The sequence below is a fragment of the Pseudomonas sp. 10(2024) genome (assembly GCF_045164175.1).
In the GTDB taxonomy this organism is placed as follows: Bacteria; Pseudomonadota; Gammaproteobacteria; order Pseudomonadales; family Pseudomonadaceae; genus Aquipseudomonas; species Aquipseudomonas alloputida.
In genome coordinates this window covers 2650981-2675452 of record NZ_CP174006.1, presented here as the reverse complement: position 1 = coordinate 2675452, position 24472 = coordinate 2650981, and the positions used below count along the sequence as shown (strand labels likewise).

The 24472-nt window shown below is 61.9% G+C and carries 24 protein-coding genes, 2 pseudogenes and 1 riboswitch; of the genes and pseudogenes, 16 read left to right on the top strand and 10 right to left on the bottom strand.

The window, feature by feature from the left end:
- Window positions 1–14 precede the first annotated feature (14 nt).
- From ACI7M0_RS11910 to ACI7M0_RS11890, 5 genes are all read left to right on the top strand, one after another.
- Entirely contained in the window at window positions 15–488 is a 474-nt protein-coding gene (locus tag ACI7M0_RS11910) for a curlin (protein WP_020191832.1), read from the top strand.
- 16 nt (window positions 489–504) lie between these two features.
- Window positions 505–1950, top strand: coding sequence for a curlin (locus ACI7M0_RS11905; RefSeq protein ID WP_104961583.1), 1446 nt, complete (start codon window positions 505–507; stop codon window positions 1948–1950).
- 158 nt (window positions 1951–2108) lie between these two features.
- Entirely contained in the window at window positions 2109–2756 is a 648-nt protein-coding gene (gene alkB / locus ACI7M0_RS11900; protein WP_129933626.1) for a DNA oxidative demethylase AlkB, read from the top strand.
- Window positions 2757–2925: 169 nt separating this feature from the next.
- Window positions 2926–3213 (top strand): hypothetical protein, encoded by a 288-nt coding sequence (locus ACI7M0_RS11895; protein ID WP_003253801.1) that lies wholly within the window; start codon window positions 2926–2928, stop codon window positions 3211–3213.
- An 86-nt stretch (window positions 3214–3299) separates the two neighbouring features.
- The gene (locus tag ACI7M0_RS11890; RefSeq protein ID WP_104887698.1) at window positions 3300–3914 is read left to right on the top strand and encodes a Yip1 family protein; all 615 of its coding nucleotides are present in this window, start codon (window positions 3300–3302) and stop codon (window positions 3912–3914) included.
- 20 nt (window positions 3915–3934) lie between these two features.
- Here the strand turns inward: ACI7M0_RS11890 and ACI7M0_RS11885 are convergent, their stop codons facing one another.
- From ACI7M0_RS11885 to ACI7M0_RS11870, 4 genes are all read right to left on the bottom strand, one after another.
- On the bottom strand, window positions 3935–4195 hold the full coding sequence (locus ACI7M0_RS11885) for a DUF1652 domain-containing protein (RefSeq protein ID WP_064491187.1): 261 nt from the start codon (window positions 4193–4195) through the stop codon (window positions 3935–3937).
- A 259-nt stretch (window positions 4196–4454) separates the two neighbouring features.
- Window positions 4455–5342: a pirin family protein gene (locus ACI7M0_RS11880; protein ID WP_129933625.1), complete on the bottom strand. Its 888-nt coding sequence runs from the start codon at window positions 5340–5342 to the stop codon at window positions 4455–4457.
- Window positions 5343–5438: 96 nt separating this feature from the next.
- Entirely contained in the window at window positions 5439–6311 is an 873-nt protein-coding gene (locus tag ACI7M0_RS11875; protein WP_129933624.1) for an alpha/beta fold hydrolase, read from the bottom strand.
- 21 nt (window positions 6312–6332) lie between these two features.
- The gene (locus ACI7M0_RS11870) at window positions 6333–6962 is read right to left on the bottom strand and encodes a LysE family translocator (protein ID WP_012052198.1); all 630 of its coding nucleotides are present in this window, start codon (window positions 6960–6962) and stop codon (window positions 6333–6335) included.
- Between the two features lie 123 nt (window positions 6963–7085).
- Between ACI7M0_RS11870 and ACI7M0_RS11865 the strand changes: the two genes are divergently transcribed.
- The 8 genes from ACI7M0_RS11865 (at window position 7086) to ACI7M0_RS11830 (ending at window position 14498) form a co-directional block, all read left to right on the top strand.
- A complete protein-coding gene (locus ACI7M0_RS11865; RefSeq protein ID WP_003253811.1) occupies window positions 7086–7565 on the top strand; it encodes a GNAT family N-acetyltransferase in 480 nt (159 codons plus the stop codon).
- Between the two features lie 119 nt (window positions 7566–7684).
- Window positions 7685–7908, top strand: a riboswitch (cobalamin riboswitch).
- 92 nt (window positions 7909–8000) lie between these two features.
- The gene (locus ACI7M0_RS11860; protein ID WP_014590842.1) at window positions 8001–8189 is read left to right on the top strand and encodes a CbtB domain-containing protein; all 189 of its coding nucleotides are present in this window, start codon (window positions 8001–8003) and stop codon (window positions 8187–8189) included.
- Between the two features lie 9 nt (window positions 8190–8198).
- The gene (locus ACI7M0_RS11855) at window positions 8199–8885 is read left to right on the top strand and encodes a CbtA family protein (protein WP_104887702.1); all 687 of its coding nucleotides are present in this window, start codon (window positions 8199–8201) and stop codon (window positions 8883–8885) included.
- Window positions 8885–9271, top strand: a complete 387-nt coding sequence (locus ACI7M0_RS11850; RefSeq protein ID WP_020190465.1) for a cobalamin biosynthesis protein — start codon at window positions 8885–8887, stop codon at window positions 9269–9271. The genes ACI7M0_RS11855 and ACI7M0_RS11850 overlap by 1 nt, the downstream gene beginning before the upstream one ends.
- A gap of 34 nt (window positions 9272–9305) precedes the next feature.
- A complete protein-coding gene (cobM, locus tag ACI7M0_RS11845; protein WP_014590839.1) occupies window positions 9306–10058 on the top strand; it encodes a precorrin-4 C(11)-methyltransferase in 753 nt (250 codons plus the stop codon).
- 66 nt (window positions 10059–10124) lie between these two features.
- On the top strand, window positions 10125–10367 hold the full coding sequence (locus ACI7M0_RS11840; protein WP_064491192.1) for a DUF1272 domain-containing protein: 243 nt from the start codon (window positions 10125–10127) through the stop codon (window positions 10365–10367).
- 221 nt (window positions 10368–10588) lie between these two features.
- A complete protein-coding gene (locus ACI7M0_RS11835) occupies window positions 10589–11203 on the top strand; it encodes a response regulator transcription factor (protein ID WP_003253824.1) in 615 nt (204 codons plus the stop codon).
- 13 nt (window positions 11204–11216) lie between these two features.
- Entirely contained in the window at window positions 11217–14498 is a 3282-nt protein-coding gene (locus ACI7M0_RS11830) for a transporter substrate-binding domain-containing protein (protein ID WP_129933623.1), read from the top strand.
- Here ACI7M0_RS11830 and ACI7M0_RS11825 read toward each other — a convergent pair.
- The 3 genes and pseudogenes from ACI7M0_RS11825 to ACI7M0_RS11815 all read right to left on the bottom strand — a co-directional run.
- Window positions 14464–14883 (bottom strand): annotated as a pseudogene (locus tag ACI7M0_RS11825) (methyl-accepting chemotaxis protein); the annotation flags it as partial. The gene ACI7M0_RS11830 and the pseudogene ACI7M0_RS11825 overlap by 35 nt on opposite strands.
- A gap of 165 nt (window positions 14884–15048) precedes the next feature.
- A pseudogene (locus ACI7M0_RS11820) lies at window positions 15049–15678 on the bottom strand (PAS domain-containing protein); the annotation flags it as partial.
- A 341-nt stretch (window positions 15679–16019) separates the two neighbouring features.
- Window positions 16020–17039 (bottom strand): LacI family DNA-binding transcriptional regulator, encoded by a 1020-nt coding sequence (locus tag ACI7M0_RS11815; protein WP_003253830.1) that lies wholly within the window; start codon window positions 17037–17039, stop codon window positions 16020–16022.
- Window positions 17040–17245: 206 nt separating this feature from the next.
- Between ACI7M0_RS11815 and ACI7M0_RS11810 the strand changes: the two genes are divergently transcribed.
- The 3 genes from ACI7M0_RS11810 to ACI7M0_RS11800 all read left to right on the top strand — a co-directional run bounded on the left by ACI7M0_RS11810 (window position 17246) and on the right by ACI7M0_RS11800 (window position 19638).
- Window positions 17246–17785, top strand: coding sequence for a gluconokinase (locus tag ACI7M0_RS11810; protein WP_003253831.1), 540 nt, complete (start codon window positions 17246–17248; stop codon window positions 17783–17785).
- A gap of 111 nt (window positions 17786–17896) precedes the next feature.
- Window positions 17897–19249, top strand: a complete 1353-nt coding sequence (locus ACI7M0_RS11805; protein WP_060489439.1) for a GntP family permease — start codon at window positions 17897–17899, stop codon at window positions 19247–19249.
- A gap of 86 nt (window positions 19250–19335) precedes the next feature.
- Entirely contained in the window at window positions 19336–19638 is a 303-nt protein-coding gene (locus ACI7M0_RS11800) for a hypothetical protein (protein ID WP_129933621.1), read from the top strand.
- 14 nt (window positions 19639–19652) lie between these two features.
- Here ACI7M0_RS11800 and ACI7M0_RS11795 read toward each other — a convergent pair whose 3' ends face one another.
- The 3 genes from ACI7M0_RS11795 to ACI7M0_RS11785 all read right to left on the bottom strand — a co-directional run bounded on the left by ACI7M0_RS11795 (window position 19653) and on the right by ACI7M0_RS11785 (window position 24300).
- On the bottom strand, window positions 19653–21080 hold the full coding sequence (locus ACI7M0_RS11795) for a sigma-54 dependent transcriptional regulator (protein WP_104961577.1): 1428 nt from the start codon (window positions 21078–21080) through the stop codon (window positions 19653–19655).
- Window positions 21049–22542 carry a HAMP domain-containing sensor histidine kinase gene (locus ACI7M0_RS11790; protein ID WP_129933620.1) on the bottom strand — a complete coding sequence of 498 codons (1494 nt, stop codon included), beginning with the start codon at window positions 22540–22542 and terminating at the stop codon, window positions 21049–21051. The genes ACI7M0_RS11795 and ACI7M0_RS11790 overlap by 32 nt, the downstream gene beginning before the upstream one ends.
- Before the next feature lie 306 nt (window positions 22543–22848).
- A complete protein-coding gene (locus tag ACI7M0_RS11785; protein WP_104961574.1) occupies window positions 22849–24300 on the bottom strand; it encodes a HAMP domain-containing sensor histidine kinase in 1452 nt (483 codons plus the stop codon).
- Between the last annotated feature and the right edge of the window lie 172 nt (window positions 24301–24472).

Genomic DNA, 24472 nt, shown 5'->3' with positions numbered 1-24472 from the left:
AGCCGGAGGCTTCGATGAAACGGCTGTACTCCCTGTTGCTCTGCCTGGCCCTGGCGGGCCAGGCCTGCTGGGCAGAGGACCTGATGGACAATGCCGACCTTGCACCCGGCAACGACCTCGGTGAACCAGTGATCATCCGCCTGCTGCCGGCCGGTGCCGGCCAGGCTGCGGTGATCGAGCAGCAAGGGTCAGGCAACCGCGCCGCCCTCGACCAGAACGGTCAGGCCCTGCTGGGCCGTATCGTCCAGTCCGGCGGTGCCCAGGAAGCGTACATCTTGCAGGAAGGCAGTGACCTGATGGCCATCATCAGCCAACAGGGAAATGGCAACAGTGCGTCGATTCGCCAGAGCGGCAGCAGCAACAACGCCGCCATCGAGCAGATCGGCAACGACAACAGCGCCAGCATCGTGCAGTCCGGCTCAGGGCTCAACAGCTCCGTGACCCAGGCTGGCAATGGCCAGCATGTTCAGATCACCCAATACCGATAGACCTGGAGGCACCACCATGTACAAGCTCGCTCCGTTAAGTGCCGCTATCGTCCTGGCCCTCGCAGGTCAGGCCATGGCTGCTGACAGCACCTCGTCCCAGACCCAGGACGGCAAGGAAAACATCGCCGAAGTCTCTCAGACCCAGGCATCCTTCGCCTCGGCCACCCAGAACCAGACTGGCAAGGGCCACAACCACCTCGCCGTGCAGGCCGAAAGCACCAGCGATATCCAGCAGAGCGCCACCGGCCAGTACAACGCCGGCTACGCTGAGCAACTGTTCGAGAACGGCAGCCAGATCACCCAGCAAGCCGGAGGCAGCTACAACGATGCCTTCGCCAGCCAGTCGATTGGGTCGAACAACGAATCGCTGCAAACCCAACAAGGCGTCGGCAATAAATCCACCGTGTGGCAGGACAGCCAGGAAGGCAGCAAAGCCACCAGCTGGCAATCCGGCCAGCGCAACGAGGCTTTCATCGAACAGACCTTCGGTGGCAGCAACAATCGCAGCACCGTCAACCAGACCGGCCAGGACAACTACGCCACCGCCGAGCACCTGAACCATGTCGATGGCGATATCCAGGTCTATCAGGAAGGCCACGACAACTGGGCCTATGGCGACCAGCGCGAAGGCACTGGCGGCACCATTGCCATTGGCCAGTACGGGGGCGGCAACTCTGTGGAAGTGTGGCAGGACACACAGATCGGTAGCCAGGCCTCCGTGGTCCAGACCGGCCAGTCGAACGAAGGCTATATCGACCAGAGCTTCGGCGTCAGCAACAAGGTCAGCCTGTCGCAGCAAGGCAATGCCAACGCCAGTTGGTCGGACCAGTTCGAGACCAACAACTCGACCACCACCATTACCCAGACCGGCAACAACAACCTGCATTTCACCTATCAGAACGGTGAAAACCTCAACCTGACCATCAACACCCAAGGCAATGGCAACAGCATCACCGCCAGTAACTGGAAAGGCGCCAAGATGGGTGGCCAGTTCGGCACCAACCAGAACGCCACCATCAACCAGGCTGGCAATGGCAACGGCGTCAATCTGACCCAGAAGGGCGCTGACCAGCTGGCCACGCTGACCCAGACGGGTAAAGGCAACCAGATGTCGACCAAGCAGGATGATGTCAGCAACGAGCTGTACTTCGAACAGAACGGCACTGACAACATTCTGATCGCCGACCAGCGTGGTACCGACAACTATGCCTACGGCAGCAGCCAGGGCACCGGCAACACCATCACGCTCGACCAGTCCGGCTATAGCAACCAGAGCTACACCAACCAACTCTACGGAAGCGGAAACGAAGCCACCATCAAACAGACTGACAGCATCAACGTCGCCTACGTGACCCAGGGAGGCCAAAGCAACAAGGCGTTCGTCGACCAGAGTGGTGTCGCCCAATCCGCCACCATCACCCAGCTGGGCAGCGCGAACCTGGCCACTGTGACCCAGCAGTAAACCGCTCCCCCTTGAACCGCGGTGCTCCTCTCCCTGGTGCCGCGGTTCCTTTTTCTGTCATCCCGTCCTCTGCCATCGTTCGATCCGGCCGGCGTGTGCAATCCCCTGACGTGTAGCTGTCGGGTACAATGGCAAACCGCTCGAAGATGTGCAGCCACATGATCCAGTCCGACCTCGACCTGTTCGGCCCCCAGCCGCAACGCCTGGCAAGCCACACCGTGCTGCTGCCCGGCTTCGCCCTGGCCGAAACCGAGGCGCTGCTCGATGCCCTGCGTCCGGTGCTGCGTGCTGCGCCGTTCCGGCACATGTACACCCCAGGAGGCCTGCGCATGGCAGTGGCCCTGACCAACTGCGGTACGCTGGGGTGGGTGAGTGATCAACATGGCTACCGATACAGCCCCAGCGACCCAGTCAGTGGCCAGCCCTGGCCCGCCCTGCCCCCGGTTCTGCTCGCCTTGGCCTCCCGCGCCGCAGCCATGGCCGGGTTTGACGGTTTCGTGCCGGATGCCTGCCTGGTCAACCATTACCTGCCGGGCACACGCCTGAGTCTGCACCAGGACCGCGACGAGCAGGATTTCGGCCAGCCGATCGTGTCGGTGTCGCTGGGCTTACCGGCAGTGTTCCTGTTCGGCGGCCTGCAGCGTGCCGACAAGGCTCAGCGCATCGCGCTGAGCCACGGCGATGTGCTGGTGTGGGGTGGCGAAGACCGCTTGCGCTTTCACGGCGTGCTACCGATCAAGCCCGGTGTGCATCCGCGCCTGGGCGAACGGCGGATCAACCTGACTTTGCGCAAGGCGGGTGCCTGAACAGGGGCCGTCATCTGCCAGCCAGCGCAAAACAAGATGAACGCACATGAAACACATTGAACATCTTGGCCAGGCAAGCTTCGAATGATAAGCCGCCTTTCTTTTGTCTGGAGCCTGCCATGCCCAACCCGTGTGGTTCTTCGAGCCGTTGTAACGGAGCCATGTACCGATGAAGATGCCTGGCCGCGCACCCAATGCTTCGCTGCAACTCGATTACGTACGCGACACCCTGTTCGGCCCGGTGGCGCAACGAGTGGAATGCCAATGCCAGCTCGCCGCCCTCAACCTGCAAGGTCGCCCAGGGCTGCGCCTGCACGTTTGCCCCCCACTGCCTGACAAGATCGACCGGGCTCACAGTGTGGCCTTCGTCTGGGATGGGCGGAGTTATCACGGCGTGGTTCGCGAGAAGGGAAAATGCGGGGATGGTGGCCTGAACCTGCTGCTGGAACTGCAATAAGCCGATCAACGGCGGCCATCCAGGCTGAACTGGCTGAGAGCCGCGTGTCTCCATAGCAAAAGGGCTCTTGCCTACCGGAGAACGCTATGAACAGTCCGTTATTCAAGCTCTTCACCCACCCCGCCGACGCCTGGTTGGACATTCGCCGAGCCGAGGAAGACAACCCACAGCAATACCTGCCACGCCTGCTAGCCTTGGCGCTGATACCCGCCGTGTGCCTCTTCGTTGGCACTACCACCTTCGGCTGGAGCTTGGCGGCCGAGGAGCGGGTACGCCTTAGCATAGGCAGCGCCGCCCAATTGGCCGGCCTGCTGTATACCACCACTGTGATAGGTGTGATGCTGATGGGAGTGATGATCCGCTGGATGTCACGAGGGTTCAATACACAGCCCAGCCTGAACCAGTGTATCGGCTTTGCCGCCTATTGCGCCACGCCGTGGTTCTTTGCCGGAGTGGTTGGTCTGATGCCAATTCGTTGGCTCGCCTTTACCGCGCTAATGGCTGCCTCTGTGTATGCCAGCGTGTTGCTATATGGCGGGTTGCAGACTTTCATGCGGCTGAAGAAAGAGCAGGCGTTATTGTTTGCAACGTGCGTTTGGGGGGTAGGGTTGCTGCTGCTGGTGACCATCCTGGTGGCAATGATCCTGTTCTGGTTCAACGGCCTGATGCCGGAATACGTACGCCCGGCCAGCCTGGGCTGACCGGGGCACGACAGCCGCGTTCAGGCAATCGCCTTGAGTGGCGCCGGGTGGCTGTCACGCAACGCATGCAGCTGCTCCACCAGGTTGACCAGGTCACGACAACTGTTGAGGTCTTGCAGGGCGACCCCGCTGAGGGTCACGCCTTGGTCGAGATCCTGGCCCTGGCCCAGGCGGATGGTCAAGTGCGCGCCATCCGGGCAACTCACTTCACAGCGGTCTGGCAAGCAGGCCTGCTCGATCAGTTGCCGCATCTCTAGCATAGAAACGCCTATCAACGACATGGTACGACCCTCTCTGTGGGATGGCCTGTTGTATGGAAGTACGCCTTTGTCGGGCGGGGCGCCAATTGATATTGCGCATGCTCGGCCAGCTGACCATGCTCCCCGGCAATGAGCATGCGGGGAATCCTCTAGCACCTTAGTGGAAGATTCCCCGCGGCGGCCGAGTGTTCGAATGCATTAGCAGACTTAACGACGAGTGGTCTCGGTCAACTAGGCGTTGGCCAGGCCCCAGCCGGGAAAGGCCAACCAATTAACAGCATCAGTGTGCGGCGCCTCCCCTCTCGTCCTGCATCAGCCCAAACCGCCCGGCATGGAAATCATCGAACGACTCGGCAATCTCCGCCTGGCTGTTCATCACGAAAGGGCCGTAGCCAACGATCGGCTCGTCGATCGGCTCACCGCTGAGCAACAGCACACTTGCGCCGTCCAGCGCCTCGACGGCTACATCTACACCCTCCCGGTCGAGCAGCACCAGGCTGGACGGGCCTGCTTCGCGCTCGCCGTTGATTCGAACGTTACCACGCAACACCACCAGCGCCGCATTGCGACCGGCAGCAACCGGCAACTGCAAGGCCGCGCCGGCGTTGAGCCGCAAATCCCACACGTCCATCGCGGTGAAGGTTCGAGCCGGACCCTGGTGGCCGTGGTAGTCACCGGCAATCACCCGCAAGCTCCCGGCATCACCGTCGAGCGCTACCACCGGAATGTCGCCGGCCAGCAGCGTCTGGTAGCCGGCCGCTGCACGTTTGTCCCGCGCCGGTAGGTTCACCCACAGCTGGACCATTTCCAGCGTGCCGCCACTGCGTGCAAAGTCGGGGGAATGAAACTCCTCATGAATGATGCCGTTGGCCGCCGTCATCCACTGCACGTCACCTGGACCGATCAAGCCGCCAGCACCGGTGGAATCACGGTGCTCCAGTTCACCTTGGTAGACAATGGTCACGGTCTCGAAGCCGCGATGCGGGTGCTGGCCTACGCCGCGTCGTGCTTGGGTCGGGGCGAAATCATGCGGGCCGGCGTAATCCAGCAGCAGGAACGGGCTGATCCGGCTGGCCAGGTTGTCGTAGGTGAACAGGCTGCGCACCGGGAAACCATCACCCACCCAATGGGCGTGGGGGCTGCGGTGAATACCCAGAATCGTTTTCATGAGAAGGCTCCTCTCTTGGCTGAGATAACCTTATCAATGATGCCAATCACGCGGTAGCTGGCTAAAATGGCATGCATCGTCCCACTTGCAGAATAGTCAACCTTGCAAGAAATCGAGCACCTGCTCGGCCGCCATGGCCGGGTCTTCCTGCATGAAACAGTGCCCACCGGGAACTTGCCGTGCGGTCACATTGCGGTTCAGCAGCGCCAAGCGATTCACCGAGTGTGGCACGAAGGGATAGGTGTCTTCGCCATACAACACCCGTGTCGGTGTCGTGATTGCGGCCAGACTGGCCCACATGCGTTTAGGGAATGAGCTGAAGATCTCCACTTCACGGCTGGGCCGGCACTTGAGCACCACGGCCTCGCCACAATCACCGATGGCATGCTCGACATAGGCCTGCAGTGCCGCATGGGTCCAGCCTTTGAAGATGCCGCGCCCTTCCAGCGAGGCCAACGCCGACTCGCGATCGGGCCAGTGGCTGCGGCGGCTGGCGGCCTTGCGGGCAAGGGCATGACGCTGATGCAGGCCGACCAGGGCTGCCGCCCCCATCACACCGATCATGCGTCGGCTGAACAGTACCGGGTCGAGCAGCACGGCACGTGCGAACAGTTGCGGCTCACTGCCCAGGATCAGCCCCGTAAGCACGCCACCAAAGCTGTGCCCTGCGGCAAACCGCTGTACGTCGCCATACTCGCCACGTCCGCCCTGAAAGGCCTCCGCCGCCAGGGCAGCGGTGCGGTTCCAGCCGCGAAACACCCCACCATGATCACTGTCCCCATGGCCCTGAACGTCGCAAAGCCACAGGTCGAAATGCTCGCCCAAGCGCATCAGCAACGGTTGGTAGGCCAGGCAACAGAAGCCGTTGCCATGCAGAAAGTGCAGCAGTGGTTTGCCACTGGCCGGAGTTCGCCAGCCACGCAGGGTGAAACCTTCGGCGCATTCGTGGGACCAGGGAATCAACTGCATCGGCTTACTGTACTCTCGGGGTCAGGAAAACGCTGATTCTACAAATAGCAGCGGGTACAGGGAAATCACCAGCAACAGGGCCATCACGACATTGAACAGCATCAGCCAGCGCGAATTCTGCAACAGGTTGCGCAGGGCGCTGCCGAACATCACCCATACCCCCACGCTGGGCAAGTTGACCAAAGCGAACAAGGCCGCAATGACGATCACGTTGGTTACATAGCCTTGCGCTGGCGTGTAGGTGGTAATCGCCCCTACCGCCATCACCCAAGCCTTGGGGTTGACCCACTGGAACGCCGCCGCACCCCAGAAGCCCAGCGGTTTGCGGGCACTGGACGCGGCCGTGCCGACCGGCCCGGAAGTGGCGATCTTCCAGGCCAGGTACAGCAGATAGGCGGCGCCAGCGTAGCGCAGCACCGTGTACAGGGGTGGCCAGGCCTTGAATACCTCACCCAGCCCCAGGCCGACGGCCAGCACCATCATCATGAAACCAAAACTGATACCCAAGGCATGAGGGACCGAGCGGCGCACGCCGAAGTTCACCCCCGAGGCCAGCAACATGGTGTTGTTGGGGCCCGGGGTGATGGAAGACACAAAGGCAAACAGCACAAAGGCGGTCAGCAGGTCGGCAGAGGCAAGCATGGCGGGCATTCCACTTTCTTTATTGGTGCTGTCACACTAACGGAGCGCCACTCCCAGCAACCGATACAGTTCGATTAAATTACGCAGATACACATCACTGTACCGACAATCCGGATCAAGGAAGCCGTCACCATGAGCCTCACCATTCGCCCTGCCGTTCGTACCGATGCCGAACAGATCCTCACCTTCATCACCGAACTGGCCGAGTACGAACGCGCGCGCCACGAGGTGGTCGCCACCCTTGCCGACATCGAGCACAGCCTGTTCGACGAAGGCAGCACTGTGCACACCCTGATGTGCGAGCGTGATGGCCGTGCAATTGGCTTTGCCGTGTACTTCTACAGCTACTCGACCTGGCTCGGGCGCAATGGCATCTATCTGGAAGACCTGTACGTAACCCCCGAGCAACGCGGCGATGGCGCCGGCCGGCAGTTGTTGCAGCACATTGCCCGCGAAGCGCTGGCGAACAACTGCGGGCGTCTGGAATGGAGTGTGCTGGACTGGAACGAACCAGCGATCGGCTTCTACCAGAAACTGGGGGCCGAGGCGCAGGATGAGTGGGTGCGCTACCGGCTGGATGGCGACAAGCTGGCGGCATTCGCCCGCGGGTGATCGCCCGGTTTCTGCACTTCTGCCTGCTGGAAGAAGACTGCAGGCCTGAGCCTGTCGTACCTGCTGTTCGACAGCCTCGCACGCTGTATGACATTGACGCCAAGCCCGCCCCATGCTCTCCTTATGCCTCGCGTTCAGGTGCCCCTCAGGGGGTGAAACGGGAAACCGGTGCGTCCCAGGCCCTTCAGCAGGGCCGGACAATGCCGGTGCTGCCCCCGCAACGGTAAGCGAGTGAAGCGTCTGTACCACTGTGCCTCGTAGTACGGCATGGGAAGGTGACGCGTTCCAGGAGCCCAGCTCTTCCTCGCAAGCCCGGAGACCGGCCTGGCGTTCATGAACACCCCGCGGTGGGCGGGCGCTGTTGCATTCCCTTGGGCGACCACGTCCGGGGCTGCCGCGCTCGCCCATTGCCCACAAAAAGCAGAGGATCGCGTCATGCCCGTCACCAGCGCCAAACAACACAGCCTTGCTACCCCCGTTACGCTCAGCCAGCGTGTAACCATCGCCGTCGGTGCCAGCTTGCTGGGTCTGTGCCTGGTCTACTTTGCCGGGTTCTCGCACATCGAGGCCGTGCACAACGCCGCCCACGACACCCGCCACAGCGCCGCCTTCCCCTGCCACTGAGTACGCCTGATGATCACGCGCATTGCCCGTACTGCGGGATTCAGCGGGCTCCTTGCAGCCCTGTTGCTGACCTTGCTGCAAAGCTTCTGGGTGGCTCCGCTGATTCTGGAGGCGGAAACCTACGAGTCCTCGGCCCCGGCCGCACACCACGAACACGGTGGCGAAGTTGCCGCTCATGAACACAGCGCCGAAGCCTGGTCGCCGGAAGACGGCTGGCAGCGCGTGCTGTCCACCACAGGCGGCAACCTGGTGGTTGCGGTCGGCTTCGCCCTGATCCTCGCCGCCCTGTACAGCCTTCGCGAGCCCAAACGCGCCGCCACTGGCGCATTGTGGGGGTTGGCTGGCTTCGCCGTGTTCTGCCTGGCCCCAACCCTGGGCTTGCCACCAGAACTGCCGGGTACGGCGGCCGCCGACCTGGGGCAACGCCAAACCTGGTGGGTCGGTACAGCCAGTGCCACAGCGCTGGGCCTGGCCTTGCTGGTGTTCGCCCGCCACTGGCTGCTGAAGGCGCTGGGCGCCGTGCTGCTGGTCATTCCCCATGTAATCGGTGCACCGCAACCCGAGGTGCACGAAAGCCTGGCCCCTGAAGCATTGGAAACCCAATTCAAGGTAGCCTCCTGGCTCACCAACGCCGCCTTCTGGCTGGCCTTGGGCCTGCTCAGCGCCTGGCTGTTCCGCCGTTCCAGCCAGGCTTGATGCCTGCCTTCTATGCCGGTTTTGGCTGCCGCCGGGGTTGCCCGGCGGATACCTTGCAACGCTTGCTGTGCCAGGCCCTGGACAAACAGGGCCTGGCATTGGCTGACCTGCGCGGTATCGCAAGCATCAGCCTGAAGGCCGACGAGCCCGGCTTGTTGCAACTGGCAGAGCACCTCGGTTTGCCGTTGGTGCTGTACCATGGCGCGCAACTGCAACCCTATGAACCACTGCTCAGCCACCGTTCCGCCGTTGCCCATCGGCACAGTGGCTGCTGGGGCGTAGCCGAGAGCGCGGCACTGGCCCTGGCCAGCCAGCGGCAGGGTACGGCCAGGCTGCTGCTGACGCGCCAGGTACTGGGCCCGGCGACGCTCGCCCTGGCCTGCTGAGCGTTTCGCCCCCTCTTTCTTGCCAGGACTTTGCATGACCATCTACTTTATCGGTGCCGGCCCCGGCGACCCGGAGCTGATCACGGTCAAGGGCCAACGGCTGATTCGTCAGTGCCCGGTGATCATTTATGCCGGTTCACTGGTACCCGCCGCCGTGCTCGAAGGCCACCAGGCCGAAACCGTGATCAACAGCGCCGAACTGCACCTGGAACAGATCATCGCCGCCATGCGCAGCGCACACGAAAAAGGTCAGGATGTGGCCCGGGTGCACAGCGGCGACCCCAGCCTGTACGGCGCCATCGGCGAGCAGATTCGCCACCTGCAAGCGCTGGGCATCGATTACCAGATCATCCCCGGCGTTACCGCCACGGCAGCGAGCGCCGCCCTGCTCGGCTGCGAGCTGACCTTGCCTCAAGTGGCGCAGACGGTGATCCTTACTCGCTACGGCGACAGCTCGCCCATGCCGCCGGGTGAACAGTTGGGCGACCTGGCGCGCCATGGCAGCACCCTGGCAATTCATCTGGGGGTCAAGCACCTGTCGCGCATTGTCGATGAGTTGATGCCGCACTACGGCGCGCACTGCCCGGTTGCGGTGGTGCATCGGGCCACCTGGCCAGACCAGGATTGGGTGCGCGGCAACCTCGGCGATATCGTCGAACGCGTAGCGGCCAAGGATTTCCGGCGCACGGCGCTGATCCTGGTAGGCCACGTCCTGGGGGACACACCGTTCGCCGAATCGGCCTTGTACCGCGCCGGGCATGCCCACCTGTACCGCCCTGGCGACTGAACATTGCCAGCCTTGCCTCGGGCGTAGCAGACTCCGGGTTCCCGCCTGCGAACAGGAGTCATGCCCATGCTGGAACTACGCCCCAACTGCGAGTGCTGTGATGCCGACCTGCCGGGTGACAGCCCCGACGTTATGATCTGCTCCTTCGAATGCACGTTCTGCCGTGCCTGTGCCGAAACCCGCTTCCAAGGCCGCTGCCCGAATTGTACCGGGCAGTTGGTAGCCCGCCCGACGCGGGTCGGTCAGGCATTGGCCAACAACCCTGCCTCCACGCTGCGGATACACAAACCGCACGCCGCCTGCGTTTGAACAACTGCAAAGCACCGGCATCACCGCTGTTTCAGGGTGATGTCTTTCCTGTTTCTTGTAGGACTTTTCAACAATAAGCACTGGGGATTTCAACACTTCTATACTCGGCATTACCAAACCTCGGGAATGGTCGTATCGTGCAGCGCTTCCGATAACCCCACTTGCAGACGTATTCCTGAGTGTTCCAGGAAGCGGACCACATCCCTACAGGAGTTTTCCTCATGACAACCGTGCTGATCGTCGACGACCACCCTATTGTCCGGCTGTCGTTGCGCCTACTGCTCGAGCGCGAGCGCTTCCATGTCATCGGCGAGGTCGGCAATGGCAGTGAAGTGGCTCAGGTAGCCCGCGAACTGCGCCCGGACGTAGTCATTCTCGACATCGGCCTGCCTGGCCTGGACGGCATGGAAGTCATCAAGCGATTGCAGAGCCTGGAGCCGGTACCGAAGATCATGGTGCTGACCGGCCAGGCCACCGATCTGTATGTGCGTCGCTGCCTGGATGCCGGAATAGGCGCCTTCGTCACCAAGGAAGAGGACCACGAGGCCCTGCTGTTCGCCCTCAAGGCCCTGACCAAAGGTTATTCGACCTTTCCGCAAATGTCGGTCAACAGCAACTCGCTGGAGAGCGAGCCGGTGCGCCTGGCCAGTCTCTCCAACCGAGAAATGGAAGTGCTGCGGCGCCTTGCGCGCGGTGAGAACAACAAGAACATCGGCACTTGCATGAACCTCAGCGCCAAGACCATCAGCACCTACCGGGGCCGTATCATGGAAAAGCTCAAGACCGAGTCACTGGTGGAAATGGTCGACCTGGCCAAGCGCAACAGCGTCTATTGAGCGCTCGGCTGCCATGAAACAGTTGCTGGCGAGCGTCCTTCTGGCTATCGGTCTGGCCAACTCCACGGAACTGCAGGCCAGCAGTGAACCACGCCATCTGCTGGCGCGCTCGATCAGTGCCGCTGCCCCACTGGCGTTATCCGGCGATGATCGCCACTGGCTGAAACAACGCGAACGCCTGGTAATGGGCAGTGCGCGCCCCGATTACCCCCCGTTCGAAATCAACGTCAGCCAGCATGACTATGAGGGACTGAGCGCAGACTACGCCGGCATCATCGGCGAACAGCTGGATATCCCCATTGAAGTACGTCGTTTTGACAGCCGTCACGAGGCCATCACCGCCCTGCGTGATGGCCGTATCGACTTGTTGGGTAGCTCCAACGCCTTCGAGGCGGCGGACGCCCAGCTAAGCCTCAGCACCCCCTATGCCGACGACCTGCCAGTGATCGTCACCCGTGAAGGGCGCAGCTTGAAAAGTACGCCCGAGCTCGCCGGCCTGCGCCTGGCGATGGTCGATCACTACCTGCCGGCCGTCAGCGTTCGCACACTGTACCCCAAGGCGCAACTGAGCCTGTACCGCTCGACCCTGGCCGGGCTCGCTGCCGTGGCGCTGGGCGAGGCAGACGCCTATCTGGGCGATGCCATCAGCACTGACTACATGATCGGCAAAAGTTTTCAGGGCACGTTGAAAATCGACCATTTCTCTCAGTTGGCCCCAGAGGCTTTTGCCTTCGCCATCGCCAGCGACAACCCGCGCCTGCATCGGCTGGTGGACAAGGCGCTGTCACGCATAAGCGAAAGTGAACGCCTGAACATTCTGCGCCGCTGGAGCAGTGGTAACACCAGCCTGCTGCTGCAGCGCCACCTCACCGCCTTGAGCGAAGAAGAAGAATCCTGGATCACCGCCCACCCCACTATCAGCGTACTGGTCAATACCTCGCTGGCACCGTTGACGTTCAACGATGCTCAGCACCGCCCTAGCGGTATCACCCTGGACCTGCTCAAGCAGATTTCGCTGCGCACGGGGCTGCAGTTCACACCCGTCGAGAGTGCTTCATCGCAGGCCATGATAGACCGCCTGGTGCGGGGCGAGGCACAGATGATCGGGGCGCTGGGCTATGGTGCCGACCGCTTGAAGCAACTGCGCTACACCCGCCCCTACCTGGTCAGCCCGCGCGTGCTTGTTACCCGCAACGACGGTGAATCACCTGCACAGGCCAAGGCACTGGATGGCAAGCGCATCGCCTTGGTGCGCGGCTCACCGCAGCAGGCCGTTTTGCAACAGCGATACCCGCAGGCCGAGATAGTCGAAGTTGACAACCCACTGGGCCAGATGGAGGCCGTGGCCAACGGTGTTGCCGACGCTGCCCTGAGCAGCCATATCAATGCTGCCTATTACATCAGCCATGTGTTCAAGGACCGTTTGCGCATCGCCAACATGCTCGACGACGCTCCGGCCATTGCCGCCTTTGCCGTAGCCGCCGACCAGCCCCAATTGCAGGCCATTCTCGACAAGGCGCTGCTAAGCATTCCACCTGAAGAACTGGACCAGTTGATCAACCGCTGGCGCACCAGCACACTGGTGAGCGACAGCCCCTGGCGCGACTACCGCACCCTGGCTTTGCAGGTGCTGGTGCTATCGGCCCTGCTGCTGGCCGGGGTGGTGTTCTGGAACAGCTACCTGCGCAAGCTGATCAACCAGCGCACCGAGGCACAGCACGCGCTGCAGGCACAGCTCGCGCTGAGCCGCGGGCTGCTGGAGCAGTTACGCCAGGCCAAGGACGATGCCGAACAGGCCAGCCAGACCAAAAGCACCTTCCTGGCCACCATGAGCCATGAGATCCGCACCCCGATGAATGCCGTGATCGGTCTGCTGGAACTGGCCCTGGAAGATAGCCGCAGCGGCCGCAGCGACGCCCAGACCTTGCAGACCGCCCATGATTCGGCCATTGGCCTGCTTGAGCTGATTGGCGATATTCTCGACATTTCCCGCATCGAATCCGGGCACATCAGCCTGCAGCCAGTACCCACCAATCTGGTCGAACTGGTGCGCGCCACGCTGCGGGTGTTCGAAGGCAATGCCCGGGCCAAAGGGTTGCATCTACACGGCGAGCTGCCTGCAGAGCCGGTATGGGTGCTGGCTGATCCACTGCGACTCAAGCAAATTCTGTCCAACCTGATCAGCAACGCCATCAAGTTCACCGACCGTGGTGAAGTGCAGGCATGCCTGCTGCTGCCCAAAGTTGCCGGCCACGGCATTCTGGCTATCGAGCTGAATGTGCGCGACACCGGCATCGGCATCAGCCCCGCCGACCAGGCCAGGCTGTTCAGTGCCTTCGTTCAGGTCGATGGCCCAAGGGCACGTCAAGGGGCAGGCCTGGGGTTGGTCATCAGCCGTACCCTAGCCGGACTGATGGGCGGCGCCCTGAGCCTTCAGAGCGTCGAGGGTGTTGGCACCCGGGTACAAGTCAGCCTGCGGTTACCTGTCTGCGAAGCACCGGCACAAGCGGACCCGCAACTCACCACACATGAAAGTAACAGCGGCCCGCTCAATATCTTGGTGGTCGACGACTACCCGGCCAACCTGCTTTTGCTGGAACGGCAACTGCAAACCCTGGGGCACCATGTGACACTGGCGGAGAATGGCGAGATCGCCCTTGCACGCTGGCAGGAAGCGCGCTTCGACCTGGTGATCACCGATTGCAGCATGCCGGTCATGGACGGGCATGAGCTCACCCGGCGCATTCGCAGCCTGGAGGGCGAGCGCGGCCTGCCAGCAGGCCGTATTCTTGGCGTGACCGCCAACGCCCAGGCCGAGGAGCGTACTCGCTGCCTGGCCAGCGGCATGGACGAATGCCTGTTCAAGCCGATTGGTCTGCGCACGCTCAAGACCCACCTGCCCCAAGTGCGCCCTCAGCAGCTGTCGCCGGAGCCTTTCCATAGTGGGTTCGACCTGGCCGAACTGCGTCACCTGACCCAGGACGACGAACAGTTGACGCGGCATTTGCTGGAGCAATTGTCGATAAGCGTCGGTGAAGACCTGGCCGCCCTGCGTGCCTTGGCAACAGACGCCCCTGATGAAACCGTGCGCGCCCTTGCCCACCGCATCAAGGGTGGCGCCAAAATGATCAGGGTGCGCACTGTGGTCAAAGACTGTGAAGCTATCGAACACGCCCACGCAAAAGGGCTGCCGACCGTCGAACAGCGCGCGCAACTGCAACTCAGCCTGCAGGCACTGCTTGACGAGATGCGCGAGGCGCTCAATGCAATTGCAGCGTCGAGGTTATCTGGCTGATGGCGTCCACGACGTGCCGTGAGCCTTGCTGGATTTCCATGATCACCGTCCCCGCCTCATTGGCCAGCGCCACGCCGTGACCGGTGCGGTTGAGGCTCGATTGCATGCTGGCCACTGCCAATAGCGACAGGTCGTGGTTCTGCCGCACCACATCGACGATTTCCAGGGTGGCCTTGCTGGTTCGCGCGGCCAGGTTGCGCACCTCATCGGCCACCACGGCAAAGCCGCGCCCGTGCTCGCCGGCACGCGCTGCCTCGATGGCTGCATTAAGGGCCAACAGGTTGGTCTGGTCGGCGATGCTCCGAATGGTCAGCACAATCTGCCCGATCACATCCGACTGCTTGTTTACCGCGTCGATGCTGCGCGCAGCGTCGTTAAGCTCCTGGGAAATCTGCTCGATTACCTGCACCGCCTGCTGCACCACTTCGGTCCCCTTGCGCGCGCAGGCATCGGTCTGCACCGAGCTGGCATGGGCGGCATGGGCGGCGCTTTGCTGGGTGCAGACCTGATGGGTGATGTCGCTGGCAAACTTGACCACTTTGCACAGGCGGCCCTTGCTGTCGAAGATCGGGTTGTAGGAGGCCTCCAGAAAAACGGTCTGGCCTTGCTTGTTGACGCGCTCGAAGCGGTGCGAGTGGTATTCGCCACGGTTCAGCGAAGCCCAGAACTCTCGGTACTGGGCCGATTCGCGTTCATGCGCCAGGCAGAACAGCCCGTGGTGGCGGCCAACCACTTCATCGAGGCGGTAGCCCATGGTGTCGAGAAAATTCTGGTTGGCCTTGATCACCCGGCCTTGGGGAGTGAACTCGATCACCGCCATGGAGCGGCTGATGGCCTTGAGCAGGCTTTCGCTCTCGTGCTCCAGCACTACCCGCTGGGTGATGTCCGACGCCACCTTGATTACGCTGGTGACTTGCCGGTGCTCGTCCAGCACGGGCATGTAGCTGGCTTCCAGCCAGACCTCGCGCCCCGCCTTGTCGATACGCTCGAACGTACCGCTGATAGCCTTGCCCTGCCCCAACTCGCGCCACAGTTGCTGGTACTCGGCGCTTTTTGCATAGTCCGGCTCACAGAACAGCCGGTGGTGCTTGCCACGCAGCTCGTCGGCGCCGTAGCCCATGGCCTGGCAGAAGCGCTCGTTGGCGTCGAGAATAGTACCGTCAGGGGCGAACTCGATCATCGCCATGGAACGGCCGATAGCGGCCAGTTTGGCTTGTGCATCGGCCAACGCCTGGCGGGTGCGCTGGATTTCTGCCAAATCAGACTTGCGATGGAAATCGAACATGACGCGGGGCTCCCTATGCGCGGTTTTCTGAGCATAGATCGCCGTTGGCAAGTCGTGGCATCTACAGCGCCTGTCTTGAACCAGCGCGCCCCACCGTAGGAGCGGGTTCACCCGCGAACACCGGCACAGCCGGTGCCATGCCCCGCAACGCACGCTTCGCAGGTAAACCCGCTACACCTTCGTTTCGGGCCAATCATTCCTGTGGGAGTCGCGCGAGAAGGCCTTGGCGGGCACTCTCAGGTGCTCTCGCGCACCATCAGCTCAAAGCCCAGATCCTGCTGCGCATTCGTCACCCGCTTGCCATCCAGCAACGCCAGCAGCGCCTGTGCCGCGCCCCGCCCCACCGCAGCCCGTGGTGTGCGAATGGAGGTCAGCCGCGGCACCATATGCGCCGACGCAGGCAAATCGTTGAAACCGACCATCGCCACCTGGCGTGGCACCTCCACCCCTTGACGCAAGGCCTGCAGCACCGCGCCCTGGGCCAGGTCGTCGTTACAGAAGAAGATGCCGTCGACATCCGGCGCCTGCTGCATCAGTTGACTGAACAGCACACTGCCCAGGGCAATCGACGATGGCTCCGGGGCCAACACCTCCAGCTCGGCAGCCTGCAAACCGGCCTCTGCCAACGCCTGACGGAAACCCTCGGCACGCTGCATCACCCTCGGGTCCAGCTGCGCGGCAATGAATGCAAGGCGTTTGCGCCCGCGCTCGATCAGGTGCCGTGCAGCAGCACGCCCGGCCTGATGCTGCGAGAAGCCGACCGACAAAGCCCCTGGCTCGCCATTGAGCTCCATCATGTGCACACACGGCACGCCGCTGGCAGCCAGCATCTGCCGGGCAGCATCGCTACGCTCGAAGCCGGTCAGCAAAATGCCGCAGGGCTGATAGGCCAGGTAATTGCGGATCAGGTTCTCTTCTTCGGCAAGGTCGTAGTGATAGTTGCCGATCAGCACCTCTAGCCCACGAGGGCGCATGACCTCGTGGATGGCCTCCAGGGTGTCGATGAACAGTTGGTTGGACAACGACGGGATCAACACCACCACCGACTGACTGCGTGCCGAGGCCAGCGCCCGGGCGGCCGGGTTGGCAACATAGCCAAGGTTCGCCGCTGCGGCGATGACCTTTTCCACCAGGTCAGGCGCAACGGTGCTGACCCCACGCAAGGCGCGCGAAGCGGTAATCGGGGAAACCCCGGAAAGCCTGGCAACTTCGGCCAGGGTGGGACGACCTGTAGTTCGGGAGCCGGTGCGGGACATGAATGTTGTAATTTTACTACTTGCAAGGAGAGGGAACGGCCACTAAGGTAGCGCTGTCTCAGGATGCAGGCAATGTAATCTTTGGTAGCAGCCACCACGCGCTCGCCACCAGGCGTCCATACTGCGTAAGGACAAGACCAATAACACCGGGGAGGTGGCTGTTCGTCATCGGCGAGACAGCGCTATCTCACCCGCAGGAGGTACTGATGAATTCTCCCCTGTCCGCCATTGTGGTGATGGGCGTGGCCGGTTGTGGCAAAAGCTGCATCGGCGCCGCCATCGCTGCCAGAAGCGGCGGCCGCCTGATCGAAGGCGACGCTTTCCACCCTGCCGAAAACATCCGCAAGATGAGCGCTGGCATCCCGCTGGACGACAGCGACCGTGCCGGCTGGCTGGTCCGCCTTGGTGAAGAGTTGCAAGCCACCACCCAGGCCGGTGAACGCCCGATCCTGACCTGCTCGGCACTCAAGCGCCGCTACCGCGACACCCTGCGCGATGCCATGCCCGGGCTGGTGTTCGTGTTCCTCGAACTGTCGCCTGCCGAGGCCGAAAAACGCGTGCTGGCTCGCCCTGGGCACTTCATGCCGGCCAGCCTCATCGACAGCCAGTTCGCGGCCCTGGAATCGCCACGCGGCGAGCCATTGACGCTGGCACTGGACGCCACCCAACCGATCGAAGCACTGGCCGAAGCGGTGGACCACTGGCTAAAGCGCTGCGGTGAGCCGGGCCTGGCGCAAACCGCCTGACCTCGGCGGCTTTTCCGTCTCACCAAAGACAGCGCTACCCCACCCCGTAAACGCGGCAAAGACTCCAAAAAGCTACGCCCAAAACAACGATAAGACCGAGGCCTTCAAACCATGTTCGGACTGGCTACTGATACCTTCCTGCTGCTCGACGCGCTGGTTACCATCGTCGGGCTGATCCTGCTGATCACCCACTTCAAGGTTCACCCCTTCGTCGCCCTCACCCTCGCGGCCGGCTTCCTGGGCCTGACTTCCGGCATGCCGGTGGCCAAGGTCATGAAATCGTTCCAGGACGGTTTTGGCGGCGTACTCGGCTTCGTCGGTATCGTGCTCGCCCTGGGCACCATGCTCGGCAAGCTGATGGCCGACTCCGGTGGTGCCGACCAGATCGCGCAAACCCTCATCCGCGCCTTCGGCAAGAAGAACGTGCATTGGGCGATGATGTTCGCCGCCTTCCTGGTGGGCATCCCGCTGTTCTTCGAAATCGGCTTTGTGCTGCTGATTCCACTGGTGTTCATCGTCGCCCGGCGCTCGGGCGTCTCGTTGGTGAAAATCGGCATTCCGCTGCTGGCCGGCCTGTCGGTGGTGCACGGTCTGGTGCCACCACACCCGGGCCCCTTGCTGGCGATCGGCATTTTCCACGCTGACATTGGCAAGACCATCTTCTACGGCCTGATCGTCGCACTGCCCACCGCGATCATCGCCGGCCCTCTGTTCGGTAACTTCATTTCCCGCTACATCCCGGGCAACCCGTCCCAGGAGCTGATGGACCAGATCGCCAAGGACTCCGATCAGGGCAACCTGCCAAGCTTCAGCATCACCCTGATCACCGTACTGCTGCCGGTCGCGTTGATGCTGCTTAAAACGTTCGCCGACGTGGTGCTGCCTGCCGAGCACATCGTGCGCCAGTGGATGGACCTGATCGGTCACCCGATCACCGCCCTGCTCGCCGCCCTGTTACTGGCCTTCTACACCTTCGGTTCGGCCCGCGGCTTCAACCGCCAGCAGATCATGAAGATGCTCGACCAGAGCCTGGCACCGACTGCCGCCATCGTGCTGATCGTCGGCGCTGGCGGTGGCTTCAAGCAAATGCTGGTGGATACCGGCGTAGGCAACGTGATCGGGCAGATGGCTGTGCAGGCAGAAATTTCGCCGATCATGCTGGCATGGCTGGTGGCGGCGGTGATCCGCATCGCGACCGGCTCCGCAACGGTCGCCACCATCACCGGCGCGGGTATCGTGGCACCGGTGATCGACCTGGTGCCGGGGGTGAACCGTGAGCTGTTGGTACTGGCCACCGGTGCCGGCTCGCTGATCCTGTCGCATGTGAACGATGCCGGTTTCTGGCTGGTGAAGCAGTACTTCAACATGACCGTGGCAGAAACCTTCAAGACCTGGAGCATGATGGAGACGATCCTGTCCATCGTCGGCATCATTTTCATCATGTTGCTGTCGCTGGTGGTGTGACCGTTGATCGGGGTAATGGCACCTTGACGGTTCGGGTAAGGCCAAAGGGAAGTATGAGCCTTACCCGTACAGCAAAGGAGCCTGCCATGCCCCGCTCGATCTTCCTGTCGATTGCCCTGCTCGCCTCGCCGCTGGCCTTTGCTGTCGGCACAGGTCCGACCTACCCCGACGACCCGCACAATACAGCGCCACAGCCCGGCGTGGACAGCACCCTCAACCCGATCGAGAAGCCCTTGCCGCGGGCCACCGACCCGCGCATACAGGGCAACGAACCGCAAAGCCCGCCAGCCAAGCAGAATGACAATCGCGATCTGCCGGGGATGGAGGGCAGTGGGTCGGAAGGTACCGGCCGGCAAGGAGAAGACAGCTCAGGTACAGGTAACCCCTGACGACACGGCCTGAACTACCACTGACGCTTGTCAGGCCGGGTCAGCCCCAGCTTTTCGATCCGGTAACGCAGCATATCCCGCGACAACCCAAGCATCCGCGCCGATTTGGTCACGTTCCAGTCGGTGCGGTCCAGGGTCTTGCAGACAAGGTCACGCTCCATGTCAGGCAGGCTTGTACCCGGTTCTGGCTCGTGCCGCGGCATTTCGAACATGGCCGCCATCGGCTGTTGCACCAACGGCTCGTCAACCAAGGTCATGCAAAGGTTCAACTGATGCGCTTGCACCACCTCGTTCGGCGCCAGCAACACCGTCTGCTCCAGCATGTTGCGCAATTCACGCACATTTCCAGGCCAGCTATAACCGAGCAGCAGGCTTTCGGCCTCGGCCGAAAAGCGCAGGTTCGGCTTGCCATAGCGCCGGCTATGGTGGGCAAGGAAATGCCGTGCCAGTAGCAGGATGTCCTGCCCGCGCGAATACAGGCGCGGCACCTTCAGGGCGATAATGCGAAGGCGGAAGAACAGGTCACGCCTGAATTTGCCCTGCTGCACCATTTGCTCCAGATTACAGTTGGTGGCGCTGATCACCCGCAGATCCACCTTGCGTTCCTTCACGGCACCAATCCGGCGGATGCTGCGGTCTTCCAGCAACTTGAGCAGCTTGGCCTGCAGCACCAGGTCCATTTCGCCGATCTCGTCAAGGAACAAGGTACCGCCATCGGCAGCCTCCACCAGGCCTACCCGGCGTTCCTTGGCATCGGTGAACGCGCCCTTCTCGTGGCCAAACAGTTCGGCCTCAAGCAGGTTGGCAGGGATCGAAGCGCAATTGAACTCGATGAAAGGCCCTTTACTGCGCGAACCATCGAAATGCAGGGCACGGGCCACCAGTTCCTTGCCAGTACCGGTCTCGCCTTCGATCAGCACCGGTGGCAGGTCGTCACTGGCCATGCGCCGCTCGGCATCGAGTACCTGGCGCAGGGTGTGCTTGAGGGTGAGCATCACCGGCGACTCGCCGATCAAAGCCTGCAACCCGGACTTCTGCGCCTCGCGCTCCTGGTAGAACGACAGCGTGCGCTCCATGCGCTCGGTAGCCAGGGCCTTGTCCAGGGTCAGCTTGAGCTCGGCCAGTACCACCGGCTTGGTCAGGTAATGAAAGGCGCCCTCCTTCATCGCCTGCACGGCATCTTCGACATTGCCGTAGCCGGTCATCATGATCACTTTCAGGTCCGGCACCTGGGCCACCAGCGTGCGCAGCAGGTCGTGCCCGCTCATGCCTGGCAACGAGTTGTCGGTCAGCACCGCGTCAGGTTGCGCCCGCTTGATCTGCTCCAACGCCAGCTCCGCGCTGTGGCACACGATGACTTCGTAGCCCTTGAGGCTGAGGTAGGTGCGAATGTTGTCGGCAAGGATTTCATCATCCTCGACGACCAGGATGCTGTGCTCCATGTTCCCCTCCCGCTGCAATATTGAATGTAAGGCTGACGCGGGTTCCTTCCTCTTCGCGGCTGCTCAGGCTGACCGAGCCGCCAAAACGTTCCATGATGCGTTTGACCAGGGCCAGGCCTACACCGAGGCCACCCTGCTTGGTCGTGAAGAACGGTTTGAACACCATCCGTTCCTGCTGCTGGCTCATGCCTTTGCCGGTGTCGGTCAGCACGAACTCGGCACGCACGCCTTCTTGCACATTGACCTGGGCATTGAGCATCCCGCCAGCGGGCATGGCCTCCAGGGCGTTGGAAAACAGGCTGTTGAGAATCTGCGTGAGCTGCAGCGGCTGGCTGACCACCCATTGCACGTCAGGCCCTTCGAAATGGAAGCGCACGCCGTTGCGTTCGATCTGCTGGGCAAAGGCCAGGTGGGTGTCCTCGATAGCCGCCACCAGGTCCACGGCCTCGGGCTCGTCACTGGCCGGGCGCAACGACACCAGCAGGTCGCGCACCCAGCGCGACATGCGGTCGACCTGGCTGATGATGTCAGTGATGTTCTTCTGCGCAGCAGCGTTGGCGGTTTCCTGGGCAAGTTCGGCGCTGGAGCGTATGTTGGCCAGCGGGTTACGCATGCTGTGAGCCACTGCCGACGACATTTCACCCAGCGCCACGTAGGTTTCGCTTGCCACCAGCCTGTCCTGCTGCAGGTGCAGCATGTGTGCCGCCCGGCGCACGATCCAGAACAGGCCGAAGTAGATCAACGCCCCACCCACCAGTGTCGAGGCCCAGATCAGCACATAGCCGCGCTGGATGCGCCGGATGAGGTCTTGCGGCTCCTTGTAGATTTCCACCATGGCCAGTACCTGCTTACCCTGGCTGTCGAACAGCGGGATGTAGTTCTCGATGAACAGGTAGCGTGGTGCGCGCTGAAACTTCTGCTCCTCACGATCGTCCGCAACCTTGTGATAGCTGGCCGACACCGCCTTGCGCGAGCGGAAGGCGCGCTCAAGATCGCCATCAGCCTCTATCCGCTTGCCAATCAGCTCCACGTTGGTGGACCAGACAATGGTGCGGTCGCGGGCATAGACATTGGCCAGCAAGGTGTCCGGCAGGTGCTCGACATGATCGAGGAACTCGATCCGGGTCGATTCGGCCAGGGCCGGGGTGACCTGCAAGTGCTGCAGGTCCAGCCGCGGGTCCAGCAACTCGCCCATGGTGGTGCCAGGCGGCAATTGCGAATGCCGCACTTCGGCCTGGGCCATTGCCTGAATGAACTGCGCGGTAAGCATGGCATCGCGCTCCACGCTGTCGCGCACCACGAAGCGCGTCGAAACGTAACCCAGCCCACCTGCCACCGAGGTAATGATCAACAGGCTGATCACCGAAAACCAGCGCAGCAGGTTGAATTCACGCAAGGGTACGGGCCGTCCGCTGGCGGTCGCATTGGCCTTGTCGGGCACTTCGTCTTCCAGCATCTGCATCCCGTGATTCCCGCGCAGGGCGTACGTTCAGAACTGCATCAAGGCCAATGGCAACAGCCACTGGGTAGCAATCCACCTGGGCAGTCGCAGCTGCCATTTGTCGCGTGTCGCGCTTCACAAACTTCGCTGCAAAAACTTGGCCAGCAGAAACATGCCAAATTAAAAATGTTATTTTTCAGTAGGTTGCCAGAACTTATTAAGATTAATTAGAGGATTAACCCCCACATTTGGGTGATTATCACCAAAAAACATAAATCCTTTTGATATCAACATTTTACTGAACCATCTTGATGTCATTTGACGAATTCACGCCAGTCGGAAACTTAACGAAACCCTTGTGCCATGGCCTTCACTGCTACTGAGCCGGACCGTACCACCGAAACGTTCCATGATGCGCTTCACCAGCACCAGCCCCACCCCCAGCCCACCCTGTTTGGTGGTGAAAAACGGCCGAAAAGCCATACGCTGCTGCTCTTCGTTCATGCCCTTGCCATTGTCGGACAGGCGCAAGGTCAGGCTGCGCCGGTTGTGACGTACCACCTCGATACGCAACCGCCCGCCCTGCTCCATCGACTCCAGGGCATTGGCGATCAGGCTACTGAACACCTGGCGCAGCAATACCGGGTGCCCCAACACCTGCACGGCCGGTAACGGTTGCAGGTCCAGGCTTACCCCGCCGCGCGCCAGCGGCACAGCGTAGGTCTGCAGGCTTTCCTGCAACGCCTGCGGCAAGTCCACCGCCAACGCCTCGTCGTTCAGCGGGCGCAGTGACTGCAGCATCTGGCGGATCCACTGCGACATGCGATCGACCTGGCTGATGATATCGTTGACTTGGAGTTGCGCCGGGCCTTCGTCGAACGCCTGGGCCAGTTCGGCACTTGAGCGGATGCTGGCCAGCGGGTTGCGCAGGCTATGGGCCACCGCCGAAGACACCTCACCCAGTGCCACGTAGGTTTCGCTGCTGATCAGGCGTTTCTGCTGCACCGCCAGCAGCCGTGCAGCGCGGTGCATGATGCCGTAAAGGCCGATATAGACCAGTGCAGCGCCGACGGTGATGGCCAACCAGATCAGGACCAGGCCATGCTCGATGCGTGCGATCAGGTCATGGGGCTCTTTATAGATCTCGACCATCGCTGTGACCTGCTCGCCATCGGCATCGAACAGCGGAATATAGTTCTCGATCAATAGCTGCCGGGGCGGGATGATGAACTTCTGCTCGGAGCGGGCCTGTTCGAAATTGTGGTAGCTGGCCGAAACCCGCATCTTGTACTCGAAAGCCCGATTCAAGTCTTCGTCGCCTTCAATCAGCTTGCCGATCAGTGCCGGGTTGGTGGACCAGATCACTGTATGGTCCAAAGCATAGATATTGGCCAGCAGCATATCGGGCAGGTGAGCGATATGGTCAAGGAACTCGCCGCGGGCCTTGCGCCGGGCTTGCGGGTCGACGTCGGGCAAGTTATTGCGGTCGGTGCGCGGGTCCAGCAGTTCGCCCATGGTCCGCACATTGGGGATCGACACATGGCGCACTTCGGCATCGGCGATGGAGGTGATGAACTGTGCGGTGAGTAACGCGTCACGCTCGACGCTCTCGTCGATGATGAAACGGCTGGAAATCAGCCCCAAGCCGGCAGCCACCGAGAGGATGATGGCGAGACTGACCCAGGCATACCAGCGCAGCAGGTTGAACGGCTTGCGCGGGACGGCCAACTCGTTACCGGCAGGCACGTCAATAGTGTCGGAACGAGGGGCGACGTCCATAACGGACACCTCAGTTGGGCACCTTTAGAAGGTTATAGCCCAGACTTGGGGAAACCATGGTATTAAATTAATGGCATCCGCCGAAGGGTATTTATCCCCTCCTCACTTCACTACCCGATACAGACTGAGGGTGGCGCGGCCCCTGTGGGAATACGGGATCTGCAAGCCAGTC

What these genes read in the sequence shown, in the direction of transcription:
- ACI7M0_RS11870 (WP_012052198.1), bottom strand. Translation starts at nt 6,962, where the DNA reads ATGCCCGCCATGCTTGCCTCTGCCGACCTGCTGACCGCCTTTGTGCTG.
- ACI7M0_RS11860 (WP_014590842.1), top strand. Translation starts at nt 8,001, where the DNA reads ATGCCCGTCACCAGCGCCAAACAACACAGCCTTGCTACCCCCGTTACG.
- ACI7M0_RS11910 (WP_020191832.1), top strand. Translation starts at nt 15, where the DNA reads ATGAAACGGCTGTACTCCCTGTTGCTCTGCCTGGCCCTGGCGGGCCAG.
- ACI7M0_RS11855 (WP_104887702.1), top strand. Translation starts at nt 8,199, where the DNA reads ATGATCACGCGCATTGCCCGTACTGCGGGATTCAGCGGGCTCCTTGCA.
- ACI7M0_RS11800 (WP_129933621.1), top strand. Translation starts at nt 19,336, where the DNA reads ATGCCCCGCTCGATCTTCCTGTCGATTGCCCTGCTCGCCTCGCCGCTG.
- ACI7M0_RS11795 (WP_104961577.1), bottom strand. Translation starts at nt 21,080, where the DNA reads ATGGAGCACAGCATCCTGGTCGTCGAGGATGATGAAATCCTTGCCGAC.
- ACI7M0_RS11905 (WP_104961583.1), top strand. Translation starts at nt 505, where the DNA reads ATGTACAAGCTCGCTCCGTTAAGTGCCGCTATCGTCCTGGCCCTCGCA.
- cobM (WP_014590839.1), top strand. Translation starts at nt 9,306, where the DNA reads ATGACCATCTACTTTATCGGTGCCGGCCCCGGCGACCCGGAGCTGATC.
- ACI7M0_RS11840 (WP_064491192.1), top strand. Translation starts at nt 10,125, where the DNA reads ATGCTGGAACTACGCCCCAACTGCGAGTGCTGTGATGCCGACCTGCCG.
- ACI7M0_RS11890 (WP_104887698.1), top strand. Translation starts at nt 3,300, where the DNA reads ATGAACAGTCCGTTATTCAAGCTCTTCACCCACCCCGCCGACGCCTGG.
- ACI7M0_RS11895 (WP_003253801.1), top strand. Translation starts at nt 2,926, where the DNA reads ATGAAGATGCCTGGCCGCGCACCCAATGCTTCGCTGCAACTCGATTAC.
- alkB (WP_129933626.1), top strand. Translation starts at nt 2,109, where the DNA reads ATGATCCAGTCCGACCTCGACCTGTTCGGCCCCCAGCCGCAACGCCTG.
- ACI7M0_RS11815 (WP_003253830.1), bottom strand. Translation starts at nt 17,039, where the DNA reads ATGTCCCGCACCGGCTCCCGAACTACAGGTCGTCCCACCCTGGCCGAA.
- ACI7M0_RS11875 (WP_129933624.1), bottom strand. Translation starts at nt 6,311, where the DNA reads ATGCAGTTGATTCCCTGGTCCCACGAATGCGCCGAAGGTTTCACCCTG.
- ACI7M0_RS11790 (WP_129933620.1), bottom strand. Translation starts at nt 22,542, where the DNA reads ATGCAGATGCTGGAAGACGAAGTGCCCGACAAGGCCAATGCGACCGCC.
- ACI7M0_RS11835 (WP_003253824.1), top strand. Translation starts at nt 10,589, where the DNA reads ATGACAACCGTGCTGATCGTCGACGACCACCCTATTGTCCGGCTGTCG.
- ACI7M0_RS11805 (WP_060489439.1), top strand. Translation starts at nt 17,897, where the DNA reads ATGTTCGGACTGGCTACTGATACCTTCCTGCTGCTCGACGCGCTGGTT.
- ACI7M0_RS11830 (WP_129933623.1), top strand. Translation starts at nt 11,217, where the DNA reads ATGAAACAGTTGCTGGCGAGCGTCCTTCTGGCTATCGGTCTGGCCAAC.
- ACI7M0_RS11850 (WP_020190465.1), top strand. Translation starts at nt 8,885, where the DNA reads ATGCCTGCCTTCTATGCCGGTTTTGGCTGCCGCCGGGGTTGCCCGGCG.
- ACI7M0_RS11810 (WP_003253831.1), top strand. Translation starts at nt 17,246, where the DNA reads ATGAATTCTCCCCTGTCCGCCATTGTGGTGATGGGCGTGGCCGGTTGT.
- ACI7M0_RS11865 (WP_003253811.1), top strand. Translation starts at nt 7,086, where the DNA reads ATGAGCCTCACCATTCGCCCTGCCGTTCGTACCGATGCCGAACAGATC.
- ACI7M0_RS11785 (WP_104961574.1), bottom strand. Translation starts at nt 24,300, where the DNA reads ATGGACGTCGCCCCTCGTTCCGACACTATTGACGTGCCTGCCGGTAAC.
- ACI7M0_RS11880 (WP_129933625.1), bottom strand. Translation starts at nt 5,342, where the DNA reads ATGAAAACGATTCTGGGTATTCACCGCAGCCCCCACGCCCATTGGGTG.
- ACI7M0_RS11885 (WP_064491187.1), bottom strand. Translation starts at nt 4,195, where the DNA reads ATGTCGTTGATAGGCGTTTCTATGCTAGAGATGCGGCAACTGATCGAG.